Origin of the sequence: Aureimonas glaciei (genome assembly GCF_014643375.1) — a bacterium.
Taxonomy (GTDB): domain Bacteria; phylum Pseudomonadota; class Alphaproteobacteria; order Rhizobiales; family Rhizobiaceae; genus Plantimonas; species Plantimonas glaciei.
The window spans coordinates 14,770-38,474 of sequence record NZ_BMJJ01000005.1 but is presented as its reverse complement, the minus strand read 5'-3'; the positions used below and the strand labels follow the sequence as shown (position 1 = coordinate 38,474).

At 61.4% G+C, this 23,705-nt stretch carries 30 protein-coding genes and 1 tRNA gene; 14 read left to right on the top strand and 17 right to left on the bottom strand.

Annotated features, from left to right (window positions below; genetic code table 11):
* Positions 1-106: 106 nt before the first annotated feature.
* The 8 genes from IEX88_RS11850 to IEX88_RS11820 all read left to right on the top strand — a co-directional run bounded on the left by IEX88_RS11850 (position 107) and on the right by IEX88_RS11820 (position 4,870).
* Positions 107-559 carry a PilZ domain-containing protein gene (locus IEX88_RS11850; RefSeq protein WP_188850841.1) on the top strand — a complete coding sequence of 151 codons (453 nt, stop codon included), beginning with the start codon at positions 107-109 and terminating at the stop codon, positions 557-559.
* A gap of 142 nt (positions 560-701) precedes the next feature.
* A tRNA-Lys gene (locus IEX88_RS11845) sits at positions 702-777 on the top strand.
* Between the two features lie 173 nt (positions 778-950).
* Positions 951-2,135: a site-specific integrase gene (locus IEX88_RS11840; RefSeq protein WP_188850840.1), complete on the top strand. Its 1,185-nt coding sequence runs from the start codon at positions 951-953 to the stop codon at positions 2,133-2,135.
* Between the two features lie 24 nt (positions 2,136-2,159).
* A complete protein-coding gene (locus IEX88_RS11835; protein WP_188850839.1) occupies positions 2,160-2,501 on the top strand; it encodes a hypothetical protein in 342 nt (113 codons plus the stop codon).
* 63 nt (positions 2,502-2,564) lie between these two features.
* Positions 2,565-2,798 (top strand): helix-turn-helix domain-containing protein, encoded by a 234-nt coding sequence (locus IEX88_RS11830; protein ID WP_188850838.1) that lies wholly within the window; start codon positions 2,565-2,567, stop codon positions 2,796-2,798.
* Between the two features lie 65 nt (positions 2,799-2,863).
* On the top strand, positions 2,864-3,259 hold the full coding sequence (locus IEX88_RS11825; protein ID WP_188850837.1) for a hypothetical protein: 396 nt from the start codon (positions 2,864-2,866) through the stop codon (positions 3,257-3,259).
* 114 nt (positions 3,260-3,373) lie between these two features.
* Positions 3,374-3,919, top strand: a complete 546-nt coding sequence (locus IEX88_RS27275) for a DUF6932 family protein (RefSeq protein ID WP_373289574.1) — start codon at positions 3,374-3,376, stop codon at positions 3,917-3,919.
* A gap of 9 nt (positions 3,920-3,928) precedes the next feature.
* A complete protein-coding gene (locus IEX88_RS11820; protein WP_188850836.1) occupies positions 3,929-4,870 on the top strand; it encodes a hypothetical protein in 942 nt (313 codons plus the stop codon).
* 6 nt (positions 4,871-4,876) lie between these two features.
* On the opposite strand, the gene IEX88_RS11815 is transcribed toward IEX88_RS11820, so the two are convergent.
* From IEX88_RS11815 to IEX88_RS11760, 12 genes are all read right to left on the bottom strand, one after another.
* On the bottom strand, positions 4,877-5,206 hold the full coding sequence (locus tag IEX88_RS11815; RefSeq protein WP_188850835.1) for a hypothetical protein: 330 nt from the start codon (positions 5,204-5,206) through the stop codon (positions 4,877-4,879).
* A 35-nt stretch (positions 5,207-5,241) separates the two neighbouring features.
* Positions 5,242-6,414, bottom strand: coding sequence for a DNA polymerase III subunit beta (locus IEX88_RS11810; RefSeq protein WP_188850834.1), 1,173 nt, complete (start codon positions 6,412-6,414; stop codon positions 5,242-5,244).
* Positions 6,411-6,632 carry a Thoeris anti-defense Tad2 family protein gene (locus tag IEX88_RS27270; protein ID WP_188850833.1) on the bottom strand — a complete coding sequence of 74 codons (222 nt, stop codon included), beginning with the start codon at positions 6,630-6,632 and terminating at the stop codon, positions 6,411-6,413. The genes IEX88_RS11810 and IEX88_RS27270 overlap by 4 nt, the downstream gene beginning before the upstream one ends.
* The gene (locus IEX88_RS11800; protein ID WP_188850832.1) at positions 6,629-7,033 is read right to left on the bottom strand and encodes a helix-turn-helix transcriptional regulator; all 405 of its coding nucleotides are present in this window, start codon (positions 7,031-7,033) and stop codon (positions 6,629-6,631) included. Before IEX88_RS11800 ends, IEX88_RS27270 begins: the two co-directional genes overlap by 4 nt.
* 50 nt (positions 7,034-7,083) lie before the next feature.
* Complete coding sequence (locus tag IEX88_RS11795; protein WP_188850831.1) at positions 7,084-7,581, bottom strand: HNH endonuclease; 498 nt, start codon at positions 7,579-7,581, stop codon at positions 7,084-7,086.
* A complete protein-coding gene (locus IEX88_RS11790; protein ID WP_188850830.1) occupies positions 7,581-7,766 on the bottom strand; it encodes a hypothetical protein in 186 nt (61 codons plus the stop codon). The genes IEX88_RS11795 and IEX88_RS11790 overlap by 1 nt, the downstream gene beginning before the upstream one ends.
* Positions 7,756-7,962, bottom strand: coding sequence for a helix-turn-helix transcriptional regulator (locus IEX88_RS11785; RefSeq protein ID WP_188850829.1), 207 nt, complete (start codon positions 7,960-7,962; stop codon positions 7,756-7,758). Before IEX88_RS11785 ends, IEX88_RS11790 begins: the two co-directional genes overlap by 11 nt.
* Before the next feature lie 2 nt (positions 7,963-7,964).
* Positions 7,965-8,933, bottom strand: a complete 969-nt coding sequence (locus tag IEX88_RS11780) for a recombinase family protein (RefSeq protein ID WP_188850828.1) — start codon at positions 8,931-8,933, stop codon at positions 7,965-7,967.
* Positions 8,930-9,898 carry a YqaJ viral recombinase family nuclease gene (locus tag IEX88_RS11775; protein ID WP_188850827.1) on the bottom strand — a complete coding sequence of 323 codons (969 nt, stop codon included), beginning with the start codon at positions 9,896-9,898 and terminating at the stop codon, positions 8,930-8,932. Before IEX88_RS11775 ends, IEX88_RS11780 begins: the two co-directional genes overlap by 4 nt.
* Positions 9,895-10,077 (bottom strand): hypothetical protein, encoded by a 183-nt coding sequence (locus tag IEX88_RS11770; protein ID WP_188850826.1) that lies wholly within the window; start codon positions 10,075-10,077, stop codon positions 9,895-9,897. Before IEX88_RS11770 ends, IEX88_RS11775 begins: the two co-directional genes overlap by 4 nt.
* Before the next feature lie 23 nt (positions 10,078-10,100).
* A complete protein-coding gene (locus IEX88_RS11765) occupies positions 10,101-10,397 on the bottom strand; it encodes a hypothetical protein (RefSeq protein WP_188850825.1) in 297 nt (98 codons plus the stop codon).
* Positions 10,398-10,481: 84 nt separating this feature from the next.
* Entirely contained in the window at positions 10,482-11,102 is a 621-nt protein-coding gene (locus tag IEX88_RS11760) for a hypothetical protein (protein WP_188850824.1), read from the bottom strand.
* An 89-nt stretch (positions 11,103-11,191) separates the two neighbouring features.
* Here IEX88_RS11760 and IEX88_RS11755 point away from each other — a divergent pair, with 89 nt between their 5' ends.
* The 6 genes from IEX88_RS11755 to IEX88_RS11730 are packed head-to-tail and all read left to right on the top strand — an operon-like array spanning position 11,192 to position 18,226.
* Positions 11,192-11,428 carry a helix-turn-helix domain-containing protein gene (locus IEX88_RS11755; RefSeq protein WP_188850823.1) on the top strand — a complete coding sequence of 79 codons (237 nt, stop codon included), beginning with the start codon at positions 11,192-11,194 and terminating at the stop codon, positions 11,426-11,428.
* 10 nt (positions 11,429-11,438) lie between these two features.
* Complete coding sequence (locus IEX88_RS11750) at positions 11,439-13,106, top strand: DNA methyltransferase (RefSeq protein ID WP_210319268.1); 1,668 nt, start codon at positions 11,439-11,441, stop codon at positions 13,104-13,106.
* A complete protein-coding gene (locus IEX88_RS11745; protein WP_188850822.1) occupies positions 13,103-14,632 on the top strand; it encodes a DEAD/DEAH box helicase in 1,530 nt (509 codons plus the stop codon). The genes IEX88_RS11750 and IEX88_RS11745 overlap by 4 nt, the downstream gene beginning before the upstream one ends.
* Complete coding sequence (locus IEX88_RS11740) at positions 14,629-14,907, top strand: hypothetical protein (RefSeq protein WP_188850821.1); 279 nt, start codon at positions 14,629-14,631, stop codon at positions 14,905-14,907. Before IEX88_RS11745 ends, IEX88_RS11740 begins: the two co-directional genes overlap by 4 nt.
* Positions 14,904-15,341, top strand: coding sequence for a hypothetical protein (locus IEX88_RS11735; protein ID WP_188850820.1), 438 nt, complete (start codon positions 14,904-14,906; stop codon positions 15,339-15,341). Before IEX88_RS11740 ends, IEX88_RS11735 begins: the two co-directional genes overlap by 4 nt.
* The gene (locus tag IEX88_RS11730) at positions 15,332-18,226 is read left to right on the top strand and encodes a toprim domain-containing protein (RefSeq protein WP_188850819.1); all 2,895 of its coding nucleotides are present in this window, start codon (positions 15,332-15,334) and stop codon (positions 18,224-18,226) included. The genes IEX88_RS11735 and IEX88_RS11730 overlap by 10 nt, the downstream gene beginning before the upstream one ends.
* 52 nt (positions 18,227-18,278) lie before the next feature.
* Here the strand turns inward: IEX88_RS11730 and IEX88_RS11725 are convergent, their stop codons facing one another.
* The 5 genes from IEX88_RS11725 to IEX88_RS11705 all read right to left on the bottom strand — a co-directional run bounded on the left by IEX88_RS11725 (position 18,279) and on the right by IEX88_RS11705 (position 23,511).
* Complete coding sequence (locus tag IEX88_RS11725; protein WP_188851286.1) at positions 18,279-19,652, bottom strand: FRG domain-containing protein; 1,374 nt, start codon at positions 19,650-19,652, stop codon at positions 18,279-18,281.
* Between the two features lie 68 nt (positions 19,653-19,720).
* Positions 19,721-19,996 carry an excalibur calcium-binding domain-containing protein gene (locus IEX88_RS11720; RefSeq protein WP_244640095.1) on the bottom strand — a complete coding sequence of 92 codons (276 nt, stop codon included), beginning with the start codon at positions 19,994-19,996 and terminating at the stop codon, positions 19,721-19,723.
* A gap of 12 nt (positions 19,997-20,008) precedes the next feature.
* Positions 20,009-20,701 carry a thermonuclease family protein gene (locus IEX88_RS11715; protein WP_188850818.1) on the bottom strand — a complete coding sequence of 231 codons (693 nt, stop codon included), beginning with the start codon at positions 20,699-20,701 and terminating at the stop codon, positions 20,009-20,011.
* Positions 20,702-21,251: 550 nt separating this feature from the next.
* A complete protein-coding gene (locus IEX88_RS11710; RefSeq protein ID WP_188850817.1) occupies positions 21,252-21,605 on the bottom strand; it encodes a hypothetical protein in 354 nt (117 codons plus the stop codon).
* 277 nt (positions 21,606-21,882) lie between these two features.
* Positions 21,883-23,511 (bottom strand): KAP family P-loop NTPase fold protein, encoded by a 1,629-nt coding sequence (locus tag IEX88_RS11705; protein WP_244640139.1) that lies wholly within the window; start codon positions 23,509-23,511, stop codon positions 21,883-21,885.
* Between the last annotated feature and the right edge of the window lie 194 nt (positions 23,512-23,705).

The window sequence follows — 23,705 nt, the reverse complement described above, 5'->3', positions numbered from 1 at the left end:
AATCCTCCCCCCGCGACATACGGCCTCGAACCTGCCGAAGTCGATTAACAAGCGCTTAAGCCTTGGCTGCGATGATCGGCCAAAGCAACCATGATGGAGGCAGTTGATGACCGCGCTGCCGGAAGCCGAACCCGATGGATCCGAACGCCGCGTCGCGCCGCGCGTCAGGACGCTGAAGCGCGCCAAAATCCTGTTCAACAACCGCTATTCGACCTTCGACTGCATCGTGCGCAACATCTCCTCGACCGGCGCGCTGCTGACGATCGACGAGGCGGCGCATCTGCCGAAGGTCTTCGACATTTCCATCGGCGACGAGAAGATGGAGCGCCCGGCGCGCCTGGTCTATCGCCGCGGCATGCTCGCCGGCATCCGTTTCCTCGACGTCGTGTCGGAGGATGAGGAGCAGGCGGCCCATTTCCCGCTGACGCCGGCCGCCGCCACCTCGACGCTCAGCCCGGACATGCCCAGCGAGAGCCTCGGCCATGTCCAGCGCATCGTCGCCGAGATTCTGCCGCGCGCGATCACCCGCAATTTCCCTTGGTCCGCCGCGCGTTCCTGAGGCATCGGGCGTGCCGCGCGCGTCCTTCCGTTATGCTTGGCAGAAATGTTGCAGCACGGCACATTGCCGGGTGGACATCCCGGTCTGGCCTCGCTATGTAGCAGCCGTCGCCTTAACCGGGCGGCGGCGCCGAGCGCCTGATGGGTGTGTAGCTCAGTTGGTAGAGCAGCTGACTCTTAATCAGCGGGTCCACAGTTCGAACCTGTGCACACCCACCATCAAAATCAAAGGCTTACGGGCCGGACGATTTTTCCTCCGCTGATATCTTGGTAGCGCTCTGGTAGCGCTGCGCCGATGACTACAGTGATACCCCTGGTGGACCTTCTCGCCGTTTCATCCGATATTGGATGGCAAGCGCTGGCACTGGTTAGCGCGAGACAGCGGGACACCTATGGCGCCATCCACCAAAGACCGACCGACACCGCGCGGCGAGCCGGGCACTGCCTGGAACGACCCTAAGACGCCAGGCCTTCGCCTGCGCCACCTCGCGACGAAGTCTGTCTGGTATCTGTTTTTTCGAACGAAGGCCGGCGTTCAGCGCAACATGAAGCTGGCCGACGAGCGCTTCCTCACGCTCACCGCGGCCCGCGAGAGAGCCCGCACAATCCTCGAGCGCGTGAGCCGTGGCGAAGATCCTGCCAACGAGCGCGCCGAACTGGCGGCCCGCGCGACGCTGCAGATGCTCCGCGACCGCCACCTCGACGAACACGCCAACGAGAAGAACAAGGCGAAGTGGCGAAAGGATCAGGAAGCGATGTGGGACAAGGTCGTCCTGCCCTTCCTGAAGCCCGACACCGCTGTCGCGGACATTACAGACGCCGACATAGCCCGACTGCATCACTCGCGGCGCTCGACCCCGTATGCGGCCAACCGCACGCTCGCGATGCTTCACAAGGCGTTCGCGCTGGCCGAGATGTGGGCGATGCGCCCGAAGAACAGCAACCCGGTGACCGTCCAGCGATTCACCGAGAAGAAGCGGAAGCGGAAGCCCCACGCTGACGAGGCTGTGCGGCTTCTCGTGGCGCTGAACAAGATGCGGCCGGATCAGCCGTTCTTCGTCGGGCTCGTCGAGCTGCTCTGCTTCACCGGCGCGCGGCTGGACGAGATCAAGTCGGCGAAGTGGGAATGGGTCCGCGACGACGGCCTGCATCTGCCGGACTCGAAAACCGGCGAAAAGATCGTCGCCCTATCGTCCCTCGCGCGCGAGGTTCTTGCCGGCATCCCCGTCCTTGAAAACAACCCCTACATCATCGCCGGTCGTCGCCGTGGCCGGCCACTCGTCAACGTGTCGAAGCCTTGGACGCGGCTGATGACGTCGGCGAAGATCACTGAAAATCTTCGCCGCCATGATCTACGGCGGTTCTTCGCGAGCGCGGGCCTGTCCAGCGGCATCAGCCTGTCTCAGGTCGGCGAGCTACTCGGTCATATGGAAGCATCGACGACCAAGCGGTACGCGTTCCTGCTGACCGGGGCCGCGCAGCAAGCGGCCGAGACCGCGTCCGCCAGCGTGCGCAACATCATGACCGGCGGCGGCAAGGTTGCGCATCTCGATCCGCTGAGTAAAGCTGCCCGCTAGTCGTCACAGCTGCGGGTAGCTCTCATGTGGAAGTTCATTGCCGCCATCGCTCTGTTGGTCTCTGCCGCGCCGGCTAGCGCCGAGACCGCTGCCGAGTTCATCAAGGCGGACAATCCGACCGTCATCAAGGACGTCGGCGGCAACACCAGCCCGAGCGACGCGATGCTTGTTGGCGTCATTAATGATGGCAGTCGTAGAGACGGCTTTGCCGAGTACGTCTGCCTCGCGACCTCCGACTTCCCTGATCGACCCCGCGTTGTCCGCGTCATGGACGTAGCGGCGGGCGCGCGGGGCGAGTGGAAGGTTCTTGGCCAGGCGACATGCGCCGAGCCCGGCAGCGACGAGACGGTCGTCGAGTTCAACTAGCCGCCGGATGCGGCATTGCTGCCCCCACGCGCTGCGCATACAACCGCGTCGTGAGGAAGCCCAATGTCCGAAGCGCGCCGAGAACTGACCCTGCTGATGAAAGCGACGCGCACGTCGCAAAAGCGGCTTGCCGACCTGCTCGGGATCGCGCCGACCACTGTCAACCGGTGGGTCCGCGGGGAGCGAGGCGATACGATTGAGCCGCCCTTCTACGCCGTCAACTTCATGCGGGCTTATATCCAGTTGCCCGACAAAACGCGCGAACGACTTCCCATGATCGAGCGAGGCACTCAGTAGCGAACAGCGGATTTGACTCTCCGTCAGAGATAGAACAAAAAGGGAACATACAGAGAGGAGTTCCCATGTCCGATACCATTATGCCGGGGTCTGGCGCCGAAGCCACCACGTTCGTTCTCTCGCCGCCACGACGCGAAGACTGGTCGCAGGAGACGGTCGACGAATTGCTTGCCCATCTCAAATCTCGCCTTCCTGAGCTGACTTTCCACGTCATGATTTATACCCCTATGGGGGCTGACGACGTGTTCTCCTGCGTGCCGCTGTTGAACGGTCCGAGCTACGCTAGAGATGACGGGTATATGACGATGCTGCGTCGGCCTAGCGAAGCGACCTTTGACCTCATCGCTTCGGCCCTCGACGACTTTCCGCCGCAGCCGGCGCGCGCGACCGCGTCGGCCACGGTAGCGGCCGAAAGCTCGCTTCGTCTCTCTCGGCTAGGGCAACGCCGACAAGTTCATTGAGAATGCCGGCATCGGCTCCTAGCGCGGCTTGCCGCCAAGGCACTCGTCGTATCGCTAATACGTGATACAGATGTTGGTGGGTGCTTTTTATCGCTGGACCAATGTGAACACCATATGATCCCAAGCTTTACGATCTCAGGGGTGCTCCCGCCGTTTGTCGGGAGCAATCCGGCTCAACCGTCCGCAATATCGCCTTATCCAACCAGCATGTCTCAGGTGGTCATGAGATTTGCGACGACCCCTGAGCGACGGACCATTCTTGAGGGTTTGCTGGATTATCGGCATGCACTGAATGCTATCGGGTTCAATGACGGATATCAGTGGTTGGACGGAAGCTTCGTCGAAGATGTCGAAACTCTTGAGGGTCGCCCACCTAATGACATTGACGTACTTACAGTCGTAAGGCGCCCCATCGGAGTTAACGACTTCGCAACCTTGGTAGCTACAAATATAAATTTGTTCGATCCTGGTTTGACCAAGCGCGTATACCGAACTGATGGTTATATTGTGGATCTAGAAAAACCGCCTCATCTTCTGGTCAATGATATTGTTTATTGGTACGGCTTGTTCTCGCACAAACGAAAGACGTCCCTTTGGAAAGGAATGTTATCGGTTCCATTTGATGTCGCAGACGATGTTTTTGCTCGTGTCCTGTTGTAGGATGGTCTTATGTTAAAGCGCATCGAACTTGAGGCACTGCGCGCGGATTTGCAGTCAGTGCAGGGCCTTCTTTCAACCCGAACCGCTGTCGAAGATCCGATTGGGGTAATGCAATATCGCTATCGTCAGGGTGAGCTTGAACGTGAGATCGGGCAACTGGCGGATGTGTATGAACCAACCGCTCAGGTGGGCCTGTTTTTCGGCGGGCGTCCGGTCGTTGGATCGCGCGGGATAGATGCAACATTCGGCAGCAAAGCTGTCGAACAATTCCAAGTTCTTGTCTCGACCAAATACACGGATATGAATGGTGCAGTCGGCGCACGCGGTCGGCTGCCGCAGCGCCAGAAGTCGGAGCTACTCGTCACCGACGTTGCTCGCGGCTCATTCGGTTTCATCATGGAAGAGGATAGCGACGCTCAATTTCTTGACACTCCTTTGAAAGAAGCGGTCACTGAAATTGTTGACTTGATCTACCGGATTGGAGCTCCGGATGAAGAGGCGTTCGAAGCGGGGATAGACGAGATAGATAATCGTCTACTTACGTCGCTTAGGACGTTTTTTCGTCACTTGGATGACGCTGGGGCCACCATTCGTCTAGTGGAGGACTCACGTGAGTATTCCCTCATGAGAGACGGCGTAACAAGAGCGCGCGAACGAGCGGATAGCTTAACCATCACTGAGGAGGATCGTGAGGCCGTCTTGGGCACACTATTCGTGCTTCCTGATGCTCAGCGTTTTGAACTACATCGACCAGATCTGCCGGCTTTACGCGGTACTTTTACGGCCGAAGTCAGAGACATACTCATCGATGCATTCGGTGCTGTACGTGGTGATGCTATTGGTAGGCAGTGGCTTGCTGAACTATCTGTGAAAACCGTGAGAGTTCCCAATCGAGCGGACCGGCGAACGTATCGACTTGTCGGGCTGCAAGAGCCGAATCTGGCTGGGTAGAACGTCTCACCCTGACGTTCTCCTGGCGGCAATCCGGTCAAGCCGCTCGATCTCCGCGACAATCAGCGCCCCCGCCTTGACCAGATCCCGACGCGGGTCTGTCGGTTTCCACCAGCTCGGCAGCCAAGGCCACGCCATCGGGACGCCGAGGCGCTTCCGAGCGACCGGGTCGGCAATGGATGCCCGGTGCGCATAAGCCGACGCGGCTAGCGCCAACTCGCCGGCCAAGTGGAAATTGTCGTGGTCGTCGCTGCGACCTTCGCCTTCTCGCTGGCGGGTGCGCTCCATGGCGATCTCAAGCAGTGGGTTCGGGCGGCCCTCTTCACCTTCTGGCATGTCGTAATCCTTGTTGGTTGCAAATCGTCAACGGTCTAGACGCGCATCGGCATGATGACGACCAGATCGCCTTCTGCGCCGGTTGGCGACGTGAGGCGAGCGGGCGTGTGGCTGTCGGCGGTGTTGAGATGCATCTCCTTGCCACCGAGCGCCTTGAACGCGCCGAGAATGTATCTCGCGTTGAACCCCATGACGGGCGGTTCACCCTCGACTGCGGCGTCGAGCTTCGCCGTCATTGTCTCGCCATCAGGCACGCGGCATTCGATAGAGATGCCGCCCCCGCCGGGTGTGAGCTTCATGGCGTTCGCGCTGAACGACCCCGCTCGCGAGCGCCCGACCGCCGTCAGAACCGGCAATGTGTCGGCGGCCTTGAACCGGATCGTGTGCGGAGCAATAGCGGGGATGACGCGGTTATAATCGGGAAAGACGCCGTCGATCAGCTTCGACCGCATCATCACGCTACCGGACCTCATCTCGACCTGCGTGTTCGTAAACCGGACGGCCACCTCGCCCTTGCCGAGGGCGGCGTTGGCGAGTGTGATGAAGCCGCGCGGGACGATCGATGGAAGAAGCGGCGCGCACGGCGCCGTCAGTTTGGCTTGCCGGCGGCCGAGACGGTGCCCGTCCGTTGCAACGGCGATGAGGGTATCGTCGGCCACCGTCATCATCACGCCGTTCAGATAGTAGCGTGTCTCTTCCCGCGAGATAAACGGCATCGTCAGCGCCAGGAGATGCGCAAGAACGCCCTCGGCAAGCGAGAACTCGGCGACGACGGCATCATCGTCCCATTTGAATTCCGGCGTGTCCTCGACGTGGTTCGGCACCATCGCCAGCGAGAAGGTCGGCGTCGAGAATGTCACCGCCGCGTCGCCGGCATCCTTATTGATCTCGACGGTCTCAGCCATCACGCCGGACAGGAACGCGTCGAGCGTCCGGACTGACACCGCAACCGCTCCGTCGCCGCTGCCCTCGATGGTGGCGATGACGCGCTCATCGACCCCGCGGAACTCGACGTCGATCGTCTTCTCGCCCTTCTTGGCGCAGATCGTGACGCAGTTGAGGATCGGGATGCATCCGCTCCAGCTGCCTTGCGCCTTCTTTACCAGCGCCACAGCCTTGCGCAGCGCCGACGTCGGCACCGTGGCCTTGATGACGGTAGGACGTGGGACGTGGGCTTCCTTGTTTTCGGTTTTCGCCTTGGTGGTCATTCCAGTATTCTCCAATCGGTGGCGAGCACGTCGTCGCCTGACATCGTGTATGGGAAGGCCGGGACGTCGCCTCGGCCGGCTCGGTCGAACAGCAGCAGCGCCTCGCGCTCGCCGTTCCATGGGCAGGTCTGCAACTGGATCGCCCGACGCGCGCCCCAGCCGTCTCGGCGGACGGCTAGGCGGGATGACACCGCCGCCATAGCCTCGCCGAATGTCACGGCGGTCTGCCGCGCATGACGACCTCAAACCCAAAGGTCTCGGCGAGGGCGACGAAGTTCGACAGCGCCGGGTCGCGCTGACATTTGCGCCACCCGTAGAAGCTGTTCAGTGATATGCCCGACCGTTCTTCCATGTCGGAAAGCGACCACTGCCGAGACTTCCTTGCGGCGGCGATGACGTTGATCGCCGCCGGCACGTCTTGCATGTCGGTCTCGAAATCGGCGCGGCGCATGACGACGTCGAACCCGAACACGCGCGCAAGCTGAACCAGCTTCGACAGGGATGGATCACGCTTGCGGGCGAGCCATTCGCTGTACGAGTTCGACGACAGCCGGGCCTCTCGCGCCATCTGCGACATGGACATGCCGCGCGCCTTACGTTCGGCGTCGATCGCCGCCATAGCCTCGGCCTGGCGCCGGAGATTGACCTCCATCAGAGGCGTGGCCGCGCTCACTGCCACCCCCGCATTTTCTCTCGCAGCCGGATCTTCTCGACGGCGGAAATGTCGCCAGCGATGTTGTTGCACCGGCTGTGCGCGAGGTAGGCGTTCGACAGGTGGTTTGGGCCGCCGTGCGTGATTGCGACCAGATGCTCGACGCTCGGCGCCATGTCCCGATGGCATTCCTCATCAGGCTTCGGCACCGGCTGGCCGCAGAAGAAGCACCCTTCGCCGTCGCGAGTGATGAGGACGGAATAGCGCTGCCGCAGCCGCGAGGATCGGCGCGTCCTGGCGGTCGGTGACAGCCTTGGCGATCCGCCGTCGAGATAGAGGTCGACGATTTCCGACAGCAGCGACGGCCAAGTCTGTCGTCCCCTGCGGTTCTTGTGCACGACGTGGACGCCGGACGACGTGCGGACCCGGAGCACCTCATACGCATTCGTCGTGGCGAGGACTTCGGCGCCGCGCCGGCCGAGCCACACCTTGAAGGCTTCCAGATCCCGCACCATCAGACGAGGCCCGCCTCGACGGCCATGCGGCGGGGCAGCGTGAGGCGATGGTAGCCCCCGGTTGCCGTCACCTCCGCATGGACAAGAGACACGGTCGCAGTCTTGCCGGTATCGACGCTCTGCACGCGGGCCGCGCGTTCGCCGACGTCCAGAAGCCGGATGTAGATTTCGACGCTATCCGGCATGGCCGACCTCGTCGCGGGTCCTCGTCCGCGTCTGCCCCTTAAGGAATGCCTCGAGGGTGTCGTTGGAGTAGAGGACCCGCCCCTGGCGCTTGACGTACTCGGGTCCAGTCCCGAGCGTCCGCCAGCGGGCGAGGGTCGAGACCGACGAGCGCAAATGCTCGGCGGCCTCTTCCGTGGTGAGGTAGCGCTCGCCCATGTTCAGGCCGGGCTATAGTCGTCGTCTTCGGCATCGCCGAAGGGAACATGATCGTCGTTGGCGTCGGTCTCGTCCGTGAAGTCGGCGTCCTCGACCTCGCCGGCATCGCCTGTCGGCTCCTCGTTCTCCGGCTCGGGCTCGATGGCGGGCGCGGCCTCGGTCTTCTTGCGCGGCGGCTTCTCAGCCTTGGTCGCCTCTTCGGCCTTTCCGCGCGCCATGGCAGCGTGCACGCCGGTCGGACGCCCTTCCGGCTTCGCCTCAACGGGAACCTCCTCAGCAACCGGGGCCGCCGGACGGGGTGTCACATCGCGGAAGTCCTCGATGTCGATGACCTCATCTTCTGTCGGCATGCCGTTGAGGATGTGCGGCGCATACAGCCGGCCGAAGAACGCCGCGGCGCGATACCGGATCATCAGATCGGGCATGGTGACCCACTTCGAACCGGGCTTCGTGTACCAGCCTTCGGCAACCGCCATGGCGATCGTGACCGGTGGGCCTTCAAGGATCTCGCCGGTTCCCTTTTCGGCCGTCCAGGCGACGCACGTCATGTCCTCGACGTCCATCTTGGCGGTCACCTTGCTGCGGTTCCCTTTCGGGCCTTCCCACCTGTCGAACGACACGGTCCGCTTGCCGAGCTTCTCGATGCGAAACCGGATAGGAACGAACAGGCCGCAGCTGTTCAGGGCGCCGATGATGAACGACGATGCCCACGATGGCCGTCCTTCGATGATGTGAAGGTTCTGCATAACGACGAGCGGCGACAGCCCCATGCGGCCGGCCGTGTCCATGGCGATGAGCGCGTTGCCGAGGTTGTCGCTGCCGCGGTAGTTCGCAGGGACAAGGTCCGACGAGACCAGCGCCTTGGCGATGCGCTGGGCTTGCTCGAACGACGAGGTGGAAGAGAAGACCGAGAGGGCACGGTCCGGCTGCTGAGACTGCACCGCGAGGGCGCGTGTAGGCGTGTCGCTCATTTGGAAGCCTTTGCTTTGGTGATGCGGACGTTCCGGTAGGACGACGCCCGTTGGACGATGGTGGTCTCGGCGCGGTGGGTGGTGCCGGCCGAGACCTTCCAGCCGGTCGCGATGACGCGTTCGTGGTCGCCGATGCTCTCGATGAGTTCGGCGCGCGCGCGCTTCTTGTCTTCCTCGGCCTCCTTGAAGCGGAGGCCGGCGGCGTGGTCGGCTTGGATGAGCGCCAGCAGGGGGGCGGCGACGCCGGGCTCGGCCGTGTCGAGGTCGAGCTGCTTGCCGACACTGGCGTTGCGGTAGAGCGTGCGGATGGTCTCGTAGTCGGCGAGATAGTCCGCCGGCGGCGGGTCGCTCCGCTCGATGCGGTCGAACATCTCACCGATGCGAGCGCCGATATCTGCGCCAACTGCGACGTCCCGGTCACGGCGGAAGACGCGGATGTCGTTGCCGCCGATAAGGCCGCCGATGGCACCCCAGTTCAGGTCACACGCTTCGAGCTGGTGTTGAAGCTGAAACTCGATGTGAGTCGGAGCCTCTTCGTCGGACCACCCGTCCATCGCGATGAACTTGTCGACGTTCTTGATCTCAAGCAGCCCGTAGCCGAGGTCCGGCGCCACCGTGTCCTCAATCACGTAGTCAGGGGAGGCGCCCATGTGCGGGAACTTCGCCGAGCGTGCGTAGAGGAACGGATGAGCATCGACGATACGCCACCCGTTGTCCTCGCAAATCCCTTGAGCAATTGCATTTTGCAAACGCTTACCCCAAAGCATTCGCTCATTCTCGGTGAAGACGACTTCCACGTTGCCGGCGAGTCGGTGGTAGAGATCGAAGGGCGTCATGTAAGGCGACACGCCGTAGAGGGCCGCCGCCGCTGTGGCGGTGACGTCAGGCGCGCGGAGGAAGTGCCAGGACTTCTCAAGGCGCGGCCAGAACCACGCCGAGCGAGAGTAGATGATGCGGCGGCTCATTCCGATGCCTCCGACTTGCTCGCGACTGGCAGGGTCCATTCGGCAACGAGGTCAAAGCCAGAGGCCCTCCCGTAGCCTCGCCCTTCTTCATCCCAGCTTCGGCCATCAGCGTCGACTTCGATGAACACGTTGGGATCAGGCGACATCATCGGCCCGACCTTCGCGCCGATGGTGTCCACGTAACTCCGCCCAGCCTCCACCCTCATGCCCGGGCCTCTTCAACAGCCCGCGACCGCAGCACGTCGTCGAGGGCAACCCAGCCGCCGCCGCACCGCACGGCCAGCGTTGATATTTCGTCAACGTCGATGTCGTGCGAAATGCCGTCGAGCGTCAGCGACGCGCTGCGAACGTGCACCTCGCCATCATTGTCGGGATCGTTCGGGTGGTCATGCCCCGCAGGCGGCAGACGCCCGTCCATCGCTGCGGTCACCTCGCCGAACGGGGGCGGCACCGTGACCGTCAAATCGAATTCTCTGCGGCCCATCTTCGCAACCTCCATTGCTTTTCGTCATTTGCGTTTGCAATATGTCAACGAAGATGGCATGTGTCAATCAGGTTTGGTTAAGGATACGTTTTTATGGGTTCAGATAGGGCGAAGGCCAATCAGAGGCTTGAAGGACTCGATGTCCGCGTCGTGGATCAACTCGCCCGTCAGCGGAATGATGGTGTAGAGGTTCGGCGCGTAGCCGCGGCGGGCCTTTCCGTAAAGCTCCTCGCCGGACCGCATGCGGATGAGGCCAGTTCGGTCGAGGGCGCCAGCGCCGCCGGGTTCGCTGTCGCCGAACGCAGCGATGAATCCGTCCCACACGTCAGCCGCCGACTGCGCAGTGCGAAACTGCAAGCCCGTCGCCTTCTCAGGCAGGTCCCATTGGAATTGGACGACGGCGCCTGGGGCGTCGTCACGAATTACCGCGCGGCCGGTGCCCTCGATGTAGCCGACGACCTTGAGGCGGCCATGCATGCCGCCGGTCGTCTCAACACCGGCCCGTCTCACAATCTCGCTTATAGGCAGCTTGAGGATGCGCGCAAACTCGCCGGCTTGATCGATCCGCATGCGCCGGTGGCCATCAAGCAGAAGCGACAGGCTCGACGGGTCGAGGTTCAGCAGCTTGGCTGCCGCGCGCTGCGTCAGCTTCCGGTCGGCCAGCTGGTCGCGAAACCACTGGCTGTCGATTTGCCGATCCGGCTGATTCGTGTCGCTCATGCTCAAAGCCCCCTCGTTTGCAAGTCGCGATCGTAATATCCGAGTGTTTATGAATTGTCACTAGAGCGCATCCGTTATCAGGAATTATCATGAATACCGAAACGCCCCTCGATATGACCGTACGTCTGTTGGCAAACGGCTGCCGCGCAAGGCTTGCCCGATTGCTCGGCGTCAACCGCTCGACGGTCACCGGTTGGGACAATGCCGAGCGCCGGCCTGACGGGCTCTGCGGTACGATCCCGCCGCGGTACATCCCGGCGGTGCTGAACCTCGCCGAAGGCATGGGCGTCGAGATAGACCCGGCTTCTCTTCACCCTGCACGTTGACGTTCTGCAAATGGAGCACCTGAAAATGGACGAGCCACGCCTATTCCTTGGCGGCCGAGTTGCCCTGCATGCTGGCGACTGCCTCGACGTGTTGCGCGGGCTGCCCGACAACAGCATCGACGCCATCAACACCGACCCGCCGTATGCGCTGACGTCTATCACCGAGCGGTTTGGCGGGGAGGGGGCCGCACCGGCGCAGTTCGGAACGGATGGGGCCTTCGCGCGTGCGTCGCGCGGCTTCATGGGCAAGAAGTGGGATACCGGCGAGCGAGCTTTCTCCGTCGAGTTCTGGCGGGAGTGCCTTCGCGTCCTCAAGCCTGGCGGGCATCTCGTCGCCTTCTCCGGTACGCGGACCTATCACCGGATGGCGGTGGCGATCGAGGATGCAGGCTTCGACATCCGCGACCAGCTGGCGTGGGCCTACGGAACAGGGTTTCCGAAGTCGCACAACGTCAGCAAGGCGCTACAGCGCCGCCGGGTCGAGGACGTTTCGGCCGTTCGTGTTATATGCCGCGCGGTGCGCGACGCTATGGACGCTCGCGACCTCAAGTCGAAGGATCTAGTCTTACACTTCGGTGGCTGCCACCCGCGGCTCATCGATCATTGGGCCGCTCGTGACACCGATAGCCAGCCCGCCTTGCCGACCTGGCAGCAATGGGAAACCCTGACTGCACTGCTGGCGCTTGATCGCAGTCTTGATGCTGAGGTCAGGCGGCTCAACGATCGAAAGGGCCTCGCAGGTGACGCGTGGACGACGGCGGAAGTGCTCGCCGAGCATGACGGAGTGCCGGGAGGATTTGGCGAGCACCGCTTCAGCAGCCGGGACCGGACGATCCGAGAGGCGACAGATGAGGCCGCCGAATGGGTGGGTTGGCAGACAGCGCTCAAGCCTGCCTGGGAGCCCATTTGCCTCGCGCGCAAGCCGGTCGAGGGCACGGTCGCCGAGAACTGCCTCAAGTGGGGGACGGGCGCCCTCAACGTTGGCGGTTGCCGCGTAGGTCAGGACTCTGTCACGACACGTCTGCAGTCCATGGCCGCCGTCCACGGGGGTGCCTTTGGTGACCCGGCCACAAGCGCCGCGCGACGCGGCCTGGAGGCTACGATCAGCGACCCACGGGTCGGCCGCTACCCCGCGAATATCGTGCACGACGGATCTGCTGAGGTCGCGTCGTGCTTCCCTATGGTCGACGAGGTTTCCGCTTCCCGGTTTTTCTACTCGGCAAAGGCTGACGGCGACGATCGCCACGGCCTCAACCATCCGACCATCAAGCCCGTCGACCTCATGCGCTGGCTCGCCCGCCTGACATGCCGGAAGGGCGGCACCATCCTCGACCCCTTCGCCGGCACTGGCACGACCGCCGAGGCCGCATATTGGGAGGGCTGCAACGCCGTCCTTGTCGAGCGCGAGGAAGAGTATCAGGCGGCCATCGCCATCCGCATGGGCCTCGTCTTGGCCGGACCGGATGAGAAGAAGCGGGCGCGGACTAAGCTTGCCGCTGCCGAGGGCCTGCCGCTGTTTGGCGGCGTCGAGGCCGAGCCGGCACCATTTGCTCGCGGCGTTCTCGGCGGCTTCGCTGATGACGCGCTGACAGCGCAGGAGCGCGGCAAGGCTGCGACGGCTCGGAAAGCGCGTGCACGCGCCAATGACAAATCGCAATCGGGCGCGGCGCAGCCATGACGGTCCAGCTATACGATCATCAGAAAGCGCTGATTGGCGACGCTCGTAAGGCGCTCGCCGAGCACCGGTCCGTGCTTGTCCAGCTGCCAACCGGCGGCGGCAAGACCATCGTCGCCAGCTTCATGGCGGGTAGTGCGGCCAAGCGGGGCAAGACCGTGACTTTCGCCTGCCATCGCAAAGAGCTGATCCTGCAGACAGCGAAGACCTTCGACAAGGTCGGCATTCCGTACGGCATTATCGCCGCGGGCATCACCGGCGACCGCCGCCAGCCGGTCCAGATCGCCAGCATCCCGACGCTCAACAGCCGGTTCGACCAGTACAAGGCGCCCGACCTTTACGTGGTCGACGAGGCGCACCATGCCGGCGCGAAGACTTGGGCCGACGTCATCGACGCCTACAAGGCGCAAGGATCATTCGTCGTCGGCTTGTCGGCAACCCCGGAGCGCCTCGACGGCACCGGGCTCGGCAAGTGGTTCAACGCAATGGTGAAGGGGCCGTCGACCGCTTGGCTCATCGAAAACGGCTTCCTGTCGCCGTACCGGCTGTTCGCGCCGTCCTCGCCGGACCTATCCGGCATCAAGCGCATTGGCGGCGACTTCAACAAGAAGGAACTGGAAGAGCGCGTCGGCACCACGGCGGTCACTGGCAATGCCGTGGAGCACTACCGCAAGCTGGCGCACGGCAAGCGGGCGATGGTGTTCTGCGTCTCCATCAAGCATAGCCTCGCGGTCGTTGAGCAGTTTCAAGCGGCCGGCTATCGGGCGGCGCATATCGACGGCGAAAGCCAGGACCGCGACAAGCTCATCGCCGACTTCACCGCCGGCCGCATCGAGGTGCTGTCGTCGGTGGACCTCGTTTCCGAAGGCTTCGACCTTCCGGCGATCGAGGTGGCAATCCTCCTTCGGCCGACCGACTCCCTCGCGCTCTTCATCCAACAGGTCGGCCGCGCGCTGCGCATCGCGCCAGGCAAGAGCGAGGCGATCATCCTCGACCATGCTGGCAACAGCCGAGCGAAAGAGGAGGGCGGACGTGGCCACGGCCTGCCGTGCCAGGAGCGCGACTGGACCCTCAATGGGCGCGTGAAGCGCAGCCGCGGCGGCAATGGTGACGAACCATCGTCGCCGGCCCGCCAGTGCCCGACCTGCTACCGCGTCCATCCGCCAGCGCCCGTCTGCCCGAATTGCGGCCACAGCTACCCCGCCCTCGGTCGCACGGTGAAGGAACTCGCTGGCGAACTTGCCGAGGTCGAGATTGCCGCCGCTCGGACAGCCGTCCGCAAGGACCAGGGCCGAGCCAAGACGCTCGATGATCTCGTTGCACAGGGCAGGGCGCGCGGCATCCGCAACCCCGCCAAATGGGCCGAGCACGTCCTCAAGGGTCGCGAAGAGAAGCGCGAAAACGAGACCGCGCAGTCGCTCGAGGACCTCATCCGCATCGGCACGCTTCGCGGCCGGAAGAACCCCGCTGCCTGGGCTCAGAAGGTCTGGGACGCTCGCAACGAAACCACGCAAAGGCGCTACGCATGACGAAGAGCTATTTCGACCACGTCGCGACAGGCGAGCTCGACGCCGCGACGGCACTGACGATGAAGCTCGCGCGCGAAGCCGGACGCGAGGCCGGCCGGCATGTGCTGGCGACTGCGCAGGAGCGGGCCGATAGCGCTGCATTCGGGCTGCTGGACTATCTGGCGGCTGCGCTGGTGCGGATGTACGGGCCGGACGATGCGGCGGCTGTGTTGCGGCACTATGCCGATGTCGTCGGGCGCCAGGCGGACCCGCGCGAGGCGGACGCCGAGGCATGAGCGGCACCGCCCTCATGAACCGCTGCCTGATGGCGCTCTCGCGCGCCGGGGCATCCGTGTTCAGGAACAACACCGGGCAGGGCTGGGCCGGCAAGTCGTTCGGCCTCACCGCCGGACAGGTCTACCGTGCCCATGGCGGCGAGCGCGTCATCCTCGACGCCCGCCCGCTCAAGGCCGGCCTCACCACCGGGTCGTCCGACATCATCGGCTTCCTAACGGTCGAGGTTACGCCGGAGATGGTCGGCGCGAAGGTGGCTGTATTCCTGGCGCCTGAGGTCAAAGACGGCACCGGGCGCCCGACCAAGGATCAATTGAACTTCCTCGACCATGTGCGGCGCGGCGGCGGGATTGCCGACGTCGTCCGGTCGGAGGCTGATGCCGTCGCCCTCGTTGAGGATGCGGCCAAGGACATTCGGGGACGTGCATGCCAGTGACGAAAGGCGACGGCGATCACGTCGCGGACTTCCTCGACGCCATGCGGTCGGCCGGCATCCGCATGGACACGGCCGGCGGCCATCCCATCGCAGACGGCAAGTTGCATCGCGCGAACTCGCTCGACCCGAAGCGGAAGGGAAAGAAGGACATCTATTACGTCCTGCACCTCGACCACCCCGCGTCCGGTCACTTCGGCGACTTCAAGCTCGGCATCGAGGACACATGGACGGCGAAACGCCCGACAGCGATGACAGCGGCCGAGCGGTCGATCCTGCGCGAGCGTATCGACCGAGAGCGCGCCGACCGCGCTGAGGACACCCGCATCGGGTATGAGATGGCCGCCGCCGCCGCCACCACGCTCATGACGGCATCGACCAAGGCGAACCCGGAACATCCGTACCTCGCTCGCAAGTCGCTGCCGGTTTTTCCGGGCCTGCGGCAGCTGAAAGAGAACGTCCGCTACCAGATCCACGACAAAGAGAAGCCGAACCGCACGGCCCGCGCCGGCACCCTCATCGTACCCATGTTCTCGCCTACCGGCGCCATCGTCGGCGTGCAGACGATCGACGACACTGGGAAGAAGCTCTTCCTGAAAGGCACGCCGAAGGCCGGCAATTATCACAGCATCGGCAAGGCGCCCGAGCCCGGCGGCCGGATCTTCATCGCCGAAGGCTACGCCACCGGCGCCCGCATCCACAGTGCGACCGGCGCGCTCGTCATCGTCGCGTTCGACTCCGGCAACCTCAAGAGCGTCGCCGTAGCCATCCGGGCCAAATATCCCGAGGCGGACATCATCATCGCCGCCGACAACGACAGGTTCACGAAGACGCCCGTCGACAACCCCGGCCTCACCATGGCGCGCGAGGCGGCGAAAGAAATCGGCGTGTTCGTCGCCGTGCCGCATTTCGACGACGCCAGCATCGAGGCCGGCGGCGCGGCGCCGCGCGACTTCTCGGACTTCGACGACCTCTTCCGTCTGTCCGGGCTAGAGCCCGTCCGCGCTGCACTCGCGGCAGCAGCGGCGCCGAACGTCGTCAGCTTTGAAGCCGAGAAGGCAAAACGAGCTGCGCCTTCCGACGAGCCGCCGCCGGCAATGCCCGACGACTATGATCCCGCCGACCGTGAGTATGGGCCTGCCGGCGGCGAGGACGACACGCCGCATCCCCTGGCGGACTTCGGCCAGCCGCATTTCCGTTGCCTCGGAATCGGCAAGACGACTTGCTACTACCAGCCGTCCGACGTCTCTGAGGTTATCGAACTGTCGGCGTCGTCGCACAAAGCCGAAAACATGATGATCCTCGCGCCGCTGCAGTGGTGGGAGATCGAGTTTCCCGGCAAGGGCAAGGAAGGCGGCGTCGATTGGAAGGCCGCCGTCAACGCCTGCATCCGCTCATGCAAGAGCCGAGGCAAGTTCGTGTCGCACAACCGCGTGCGGGGCAGGGGGGCTTGGTTCGAAGGCGAGGACTCCATCTTCCATGCCGGGGACCAACTCGTCATCAACAACGAGGCCCGCCGGATCTCGCACCATCACAGCCGCCACGTCTACGATGCCGGCGAGCCCCTTGACGTCGACATGGACCGGCCGGCGACGCAGGAGGTTGCTCGCGAGTTCCTGTCCATCTGCAAGTCGCTCCGCTGGTCGGCGCCGCTGTCCGGCTACCTGCTGGCGGGCTTCTGCGTCGTCGCGCCTGTGTGCGGCTTTCTTACCTGGCGGCCTCACATCTGGATCAATGGCCCGGCCGGCGCCGGCAAGTCGACCGTCATGGACAAGATCGTCAAGCGCGGCCTCGGCACCACCGCGATCAGCATCGTCGGCAACACGACCGAGGCTGGCATCCGCGGCGCGCTCGGCATGGACGCATTGCCCGTCATCTTCGACGAGGCCGAACCGCGCGACATGCACAGCCAGGCGCGCATCCGCGCCATTCTCGACCTCGCACGCGTCGCCGCGTCGGAGTCGGACGGCGTCATCATGAAAGGCACGTCCAACCAAGGCACGAAGGGCTATCGGGCAAGGTCCATGTTCGTCTTTGCGTCGATCAACACTCAGATCGAGGGCTATGCCGACGAGACGCGGTACACACAGCTCACCCTTGCCAAGCCCGACGCCGACACGCCTGAACAGGAGAGGGCGAACAAGGAGCACTATGCGACCCTCGTCTCGCGGATGCTGACGACGATCGACGCCACCTTCGCGCGCCGCATGCTCGCCCGCACCATCCACCACTTGCCGACGCTCCGGCATAACGTCGCCATCTTCACCGAGGCCGCGGCTATGCACCTCGGCGTTCAGCGGCTTGGCGACCAGCTTGGGCCGCTGCTGGCCGGCGCCTACCTGCTGAACAGCGAGCGCAAGGCGACGCTCGAGGAAGCGCTCAAATGGATCTCGGCGAACGATTGGGCCGACCACTCGGCGAAGAACGCCGTCAAGGATCAGGACCGGTTCGTGCAGCACCTGTCCGGCCATCTCGTCAAGCACATGACGCCAGAGGGAGGCACATGGGAGCGGACTGTCGGCGAGCTGATCGAACTTAGCACGCATCCCGACCGGGTTAAGATCGTCGGCGCGGACGGCTATGACCAAGTGGTGGACAACAAGGCGCGTAAGTCCGCGATTGCCGCGCTGGTCCGTCTCGGCATAAAGGTGCAGATGCGCCAGGGGGCGGCGGTAGTCTACGTCTCGACGTCAGCAGAGGCGCTCAAGAGCCGCGTCCTCAAGGGGACGGAATGGGCCGGGACGAACATCCGGACCATCTTGAAAAACATCGACGGCGCGGTCGCCCACAAGGGCAACCACTATTTTATGGCGGGGATCAACACGCCTTTCGTCGAGTTGCCGATAGAGGCGCTGGTTGGGGAAAGAATGCCGGGGGATGATGTGTAGATGCAGTCTAGACCTAAAGCGCCACTTTTGCCTGATCCTCACAAAATTCGATTCAGTGGACATCATACTTACGCGCCAACTCCGCTGTTGATTTTTCCAAGCCGGGGTAGATGGTGCTGGATTTAATATTAACTTTCGATAATTGCTCTAGGATTTTTACTTTGTTGCGAACCGTTACTCTGCGTATATGCAAAGTGCTATGTCCAGTTTCCGGCAAAACCGCATCTTTTCCAAATATGAGGAATGCCCCAGACTGAGACGTCATGCGCTCGTGCGTATTTCTGCCTCTCGCAAATACGATCTTCTCAAGGTCGCGGGAATTAATACGTGATTCAAAGTACGGCTTCTCGCGGCAGACAAAGTGAATCAGCTTTTGGCAAGCGGGTAAGCCGTTGAATGCTTGCCACGGTAAATTGCAATCAAGCTGCTCCTTGGATGCCTCATCGAGTATTGATAAATTTGCGATACAGCTAAGAAGGTCGGAATCAAAGAATTTAACTTCGTGTCGGTCCGTATTCAGCACGATTACCTGACCATCCACCTCATTGCCTTCATGATCTTTGACGATTTCTGCACAGCAAAAATATAAGGCGACCAAGGGATTGTAGGATATATCTAGAAGGCGAGTTGGTAGTCCGAAGTGTTGCATCCGAACAAGCCGATCTAGCATGTACTGATCGGACGCAAAAGAGGCGGATTGTGTCGTTAGTATTTCGCTCACCATCTTAGATTCATTCTGAAGATAGCGGTATTCTCCTGCTGGCGTCTTTCGAAATAAAGACGGTTCCAACCGATAATATTTGCTAGGATGACCGCGATAAAAGACATCGTCGCCTTCACCCACTGCCAAGCCAAGTATGAATTCTAAATACTGCTGAAGATTTTCGACCACGACAGGTTCCGGTAAAGCGATATCCGGAACGGGGATCATCGGTGGTGGCGGCGGTGGTGGCGGAGGCGACAAAGGTACGTTCGGACCGCGAAAGGTCCTTACTAAGCCGACGCTTCGGATGGCGTCCTCAAGGGAGCCGTTTTTCAAGGCCCAATGAGTACGGTAGACTTCCATTCGCCCCAGTCCGAAGGCACCCTCGAATTGCTTTCGATCAACAAGCGGGAGCATTCCGAAGCTTTCGTCAATGATAAAATCGTAATGAATGTCCCCGCTTTCGATTCTAACATTGAAAATACGACCAATCCGGACGGCAACAACTTCTGGGCCGTCAGCGTTGTATTGTACCTCGCTCATAAAGACGGCTTCGAAATCGGCGACTTTACCAATAACATCAGCAGAAAGTGGCTTGAAACGCGCCTCAATATCGGTGGAGGTGTACTCTAAAAACCTTGACAGTGGGAAGACCGAAGAGTGAGGGTGACCAATCGGTCGATCCCATGTGGCCACATCGCTGGACATCAACAAGTTGAACATTTGCAATACGTTCTCTTTCTTTGGTGGATGCCAGCGGAGCGAATGAACCGGAATCCCGCTTTAATGCCTCAGCAGCCAATCTGGGCTTTAATGTCGTCCACCTCGGACTTGCTACTGCAGACGTTCTCGCAAGGAATACCGTCCTTGTCGGCGTCCGCGCGCTTATAGCCCCCGCACCACATGCGAACCGCTTCTTCGCACGAATTGACGGCCTTGCAGCTGCGCGCCTGGGCGAACTGAAGGCCCTCGAGCCGCTCCCACCCGGTCTGTCCAGCGCCGCCCACCTCAGCCGCCGCCGGCAACGCCGCCAGTACGGCAAGCGCCATCATCATCGTCCTCAGCATCTCGTTTCCTCCCTATCCGCGGACAGCCCGCCACCCTGCTGCGACGGCCTCGGCCTCGCTGCAAAACCACCGCTCTCCGGCGGATTCATCGATCTTTGTCTTTGGATAGGCACGGCTGCCGGGCAGGTGGAATATCCGTCCGCTTCCGCTGATGTTGCCTTTGATCTGACAGTTGCCGGGACCGGTCGGCACTTTAGCCTCAGTGGACAACCGGTCACCTCGGCGCCACTTCGCGGGCTCTACGAACCTGCCCTGCCAAAGCCCGACCTTGGCGGCGCGCGCCTCGCGCTCTTCGTCGCTGTACCGGCCGTCGCTGTAGGCCTTGTATTCGAGCGCCCATCCGGCCCGGACCAACTCGGCGTTGACGACAACGTCACCGCGGCGGCACTCCGCAACGATCCGGCCGTAACGGTCCCGGTCAATCTCCGTGCACACGAGGCGGCCATTCCGGCCAATGAGGGTCGAGAGGAAGTCGGCGGCTTTAGATCCGCATAGGTAGCGCTTGCCCGCGGCGTCGGCGCAGGTCTGCTGACCTTCCGGCGTATCGACGCCGTATAGGCGGATGCGGGCCTTTGTGCCTTCGACGGCGACGGTGTCTCCATCGACGACCGTTGCTCGCCCTTCGATGGAGGCTGCGGCGGCGGCAATGTCGGGAAGAATGAAGGCTTGCAGGATAATGAGGAATGCGAACAATTTGGAGAACATACGACCAGCGTAGCGACAGCCGATTAAGCGGCAAATGCTACTTTAGGACGAGTGGGAGGACTTGCCGAGCGTCGCGCCCGATGCGACCATCATTGAAGCGACGGCGACCACATGGTCAGGGGGAAGATGACTCGAAACACTTGGCCAAGAAACCAAAGCACCGCATCCGGCGGCGGCCTGTCGACTTCGTCCGGCGGTGGCATGAGCACGTCATCCGGTGGCGGCGCATCCACATCCTCGGGAGGTGGATTGTCAACGTCGTCAGGCGGTGGATTGTCAACATCCTCTGGGGGCGGTCTATCAACTTCGTCTGGAGGTGGATTGTCCACTTCGTCTGGTGGCGGATTGTCGACCTCATCCGGCGGAGGGCTTTCAACATCTGCTGGTGGCGGGCTCTCTAGTTCAGTTGGAGGCGGACTTTCCACTTCAGCTGAAAACGTTTATCGCAGCAACATTCCGCCTTGGCCCGTTTTCGTGAAGGAGCTTGAGCGTCGAGGCTATAGTACGGAAGCTGCCTTGATACGTCGGCACATGCCGAACCTTCGTTGATTCAGTGAGCGCCGGGGTCGTCCGCTGAAATCCGCCCGGCGATGCGGGCATTGATGGTGCAGGCGCTTTCATGACGTAGCAGGGCGGCGTACAGCACCGCCACCTCGCGCCGCATGATGTCGACGTCCGTCTCAGGCTGCATCGCCTGAATGGCTGTCGCCGACCGGTACAGGTCGCCGATCGCCTGGCTTAGCCTGCGGCGGTCGCGAGCGTCGAGCCCTTCGGGAGCACGGTTGTAGTCGGCCTCCGCAACGCCCATCGAGAACCGGCAGAACGTGAACGTCGAGTAGGCGTTCGCGAAAGTCGTCGCCGGCACTTGGACCAAGGCGACGGGCGAGGTCGAGGTGGTAGGCATATTTTCCTCCATTCCGCGGTCGATCCTGCGACCATTTTCCTAAGGTGGCAGATTTTAATGGACGACGGAAGCGGCAGCCTGAAAAGAATGTTCCTGATGTGTTCTAATCCCGAGGTTGCCACGTCGCTGATTGCTACGTCCCCAGCCGATCCACAGTTTGTGCACAGGCGCCTCCTTGCTGCGGCGCGAACATGGGCATCAGGTAGCAAAAGCTGACAATGGGCGACAGATCACGAACTGTCGCTGGTATCTAGGGAGGGGGGGCGCCGGTATCCATTCACGCGCGTGCATGTACAGGCTTCGGCCGATCCTCATCCACCAATCTTCCGGCCTGCGCGATGTATCCCGGATAGTCCTGAACTAAGCAACGAGCGGTTCTGGAAACCCCTGATGTTCTCAACAGATTATATTCCTCAATTATAGATGCCTCACATAATCTCTCCGCGGCGTCGTCCGTGTTGCGGCCTACAACGAAAACATTGCGCTTGCCGCTTCTATCTCTAGCCTGCGCAAATGCTTCAACCTCGTCATTTAACGGTCGAGTCGAGCGAATTATCATCTCCGAAATGTACTTGCTGACAGAGAAATCAACTATTTGCTTCTCTCGATATTCATTTAAATACTCATATTTAAGCTTAAAACTGGCAATCGATAACAAATATGATTGGAACGGAGAACCCTCCTCGTAGGACTTCATAACATCGTGGCCCCGAACCATCATTGCAATCAGCGGTGCCATTACGAGGATGTTGATCGGGAACCGCTTGTTCCATACTGCGATGAGTGCGGTTAGCACTTCCATAAATCGTTCAATCTGTCTCGGTGTCAGTTCGGCCATGGCACAAACACTGTTGACACAATCCAGCGTACTATAGTTCAGCAGAGGAAGATAAATTCTGTCCTCGTTGGGGCTGTACTGTTTCCAAAGCATCTCACCAAGATTGTGAGCACTCGGTTTGGCCAATTTGTATGTTCTAGTGAAAAATCGATCAAGATAGCGGTGTCCATCAAAGCCGTCTCCATAGACGGCGCGCACTGCTTGGCCCAGCTGATCCGTGTTGGTGCTCAAGACAAACACCAGATTAGGTACGTCAAAGAGGTGTTTGATACGCTCAAGCATTTCTATCGCGTAGGTTGGACGACAGCGATCCAGTTCATCGACCAGAACGAAAAACGGCAGTTCATACTGCTCATTTTGTTGGCCAAACAAAATCAAAAATTCGGCCAATTTATCTCTGAAGTTAACCAAGCTTTTCTTGTTGGTGTCAAACTGCTTGAGTTGCTCATCGGCATATCCGCCAATAAGTACTTCAATCTGTTTGTTGACTGCGTTGCCGACTTCGCCAACGGCAGCCTCTGTGTCCGAAGTTTTTGAGAAATTCTGCTCTCTAATGATTTCATTGATCTCTGTGAAGGCTGCGCCCACGGCTTTTTCTGCTATCTTGGTTCCCACACCTTTTGCCGCAGTCACAGCGATACGTCCCATACTGTTTTTCACCGCGGTATAGGTGCTCTTGATTTTGGCCCCTTTAGATTTCTGTGACATCAGATGCGGCTTAACGAATTTATCGATGGCGCTCATGACCGCCGTAAATGGCTCATTTGTGAAGTCGTCTTGCCACGCATCCACATAGACCGCGGGATTACCGTGCGCCTCGAGATGCTGCTGGAAGCGTGTCATGAAGAAACTTTTGCCACTGCCCCAATCGGCGTCCACGTTCAGAACGTATGCACCCGGCCGGCGAGCAAGTGCCTGCGTAAGACCGCGGTTGACCAAAAATAGATGCAAGAATTCGGCCTCTTCCTTACGCCCAAGAAGATCATCGGCCCAAATTTTTTCAAGCGCAGCTTGAACATCCTCATATCGCCGAACCGCCATGCCGCCCCCTTCGGATCGAAGAATCATGCGCAACCTGCGCTCTATATGAGCGTGGCCCGCATCACTTGGGACTTCAACCGTGGTTCCCGACGTGGCTGCTGAATATGCAGCTGCTGGCGCGGAAAATGTCGCGGCGCTCCGAGCTACGCTAATCTTGACGGCAGTTGCTGCCTCTTTCGTCGGATATGAGTGCGCACTTCCTCCACCTGTAGTGGTGATCT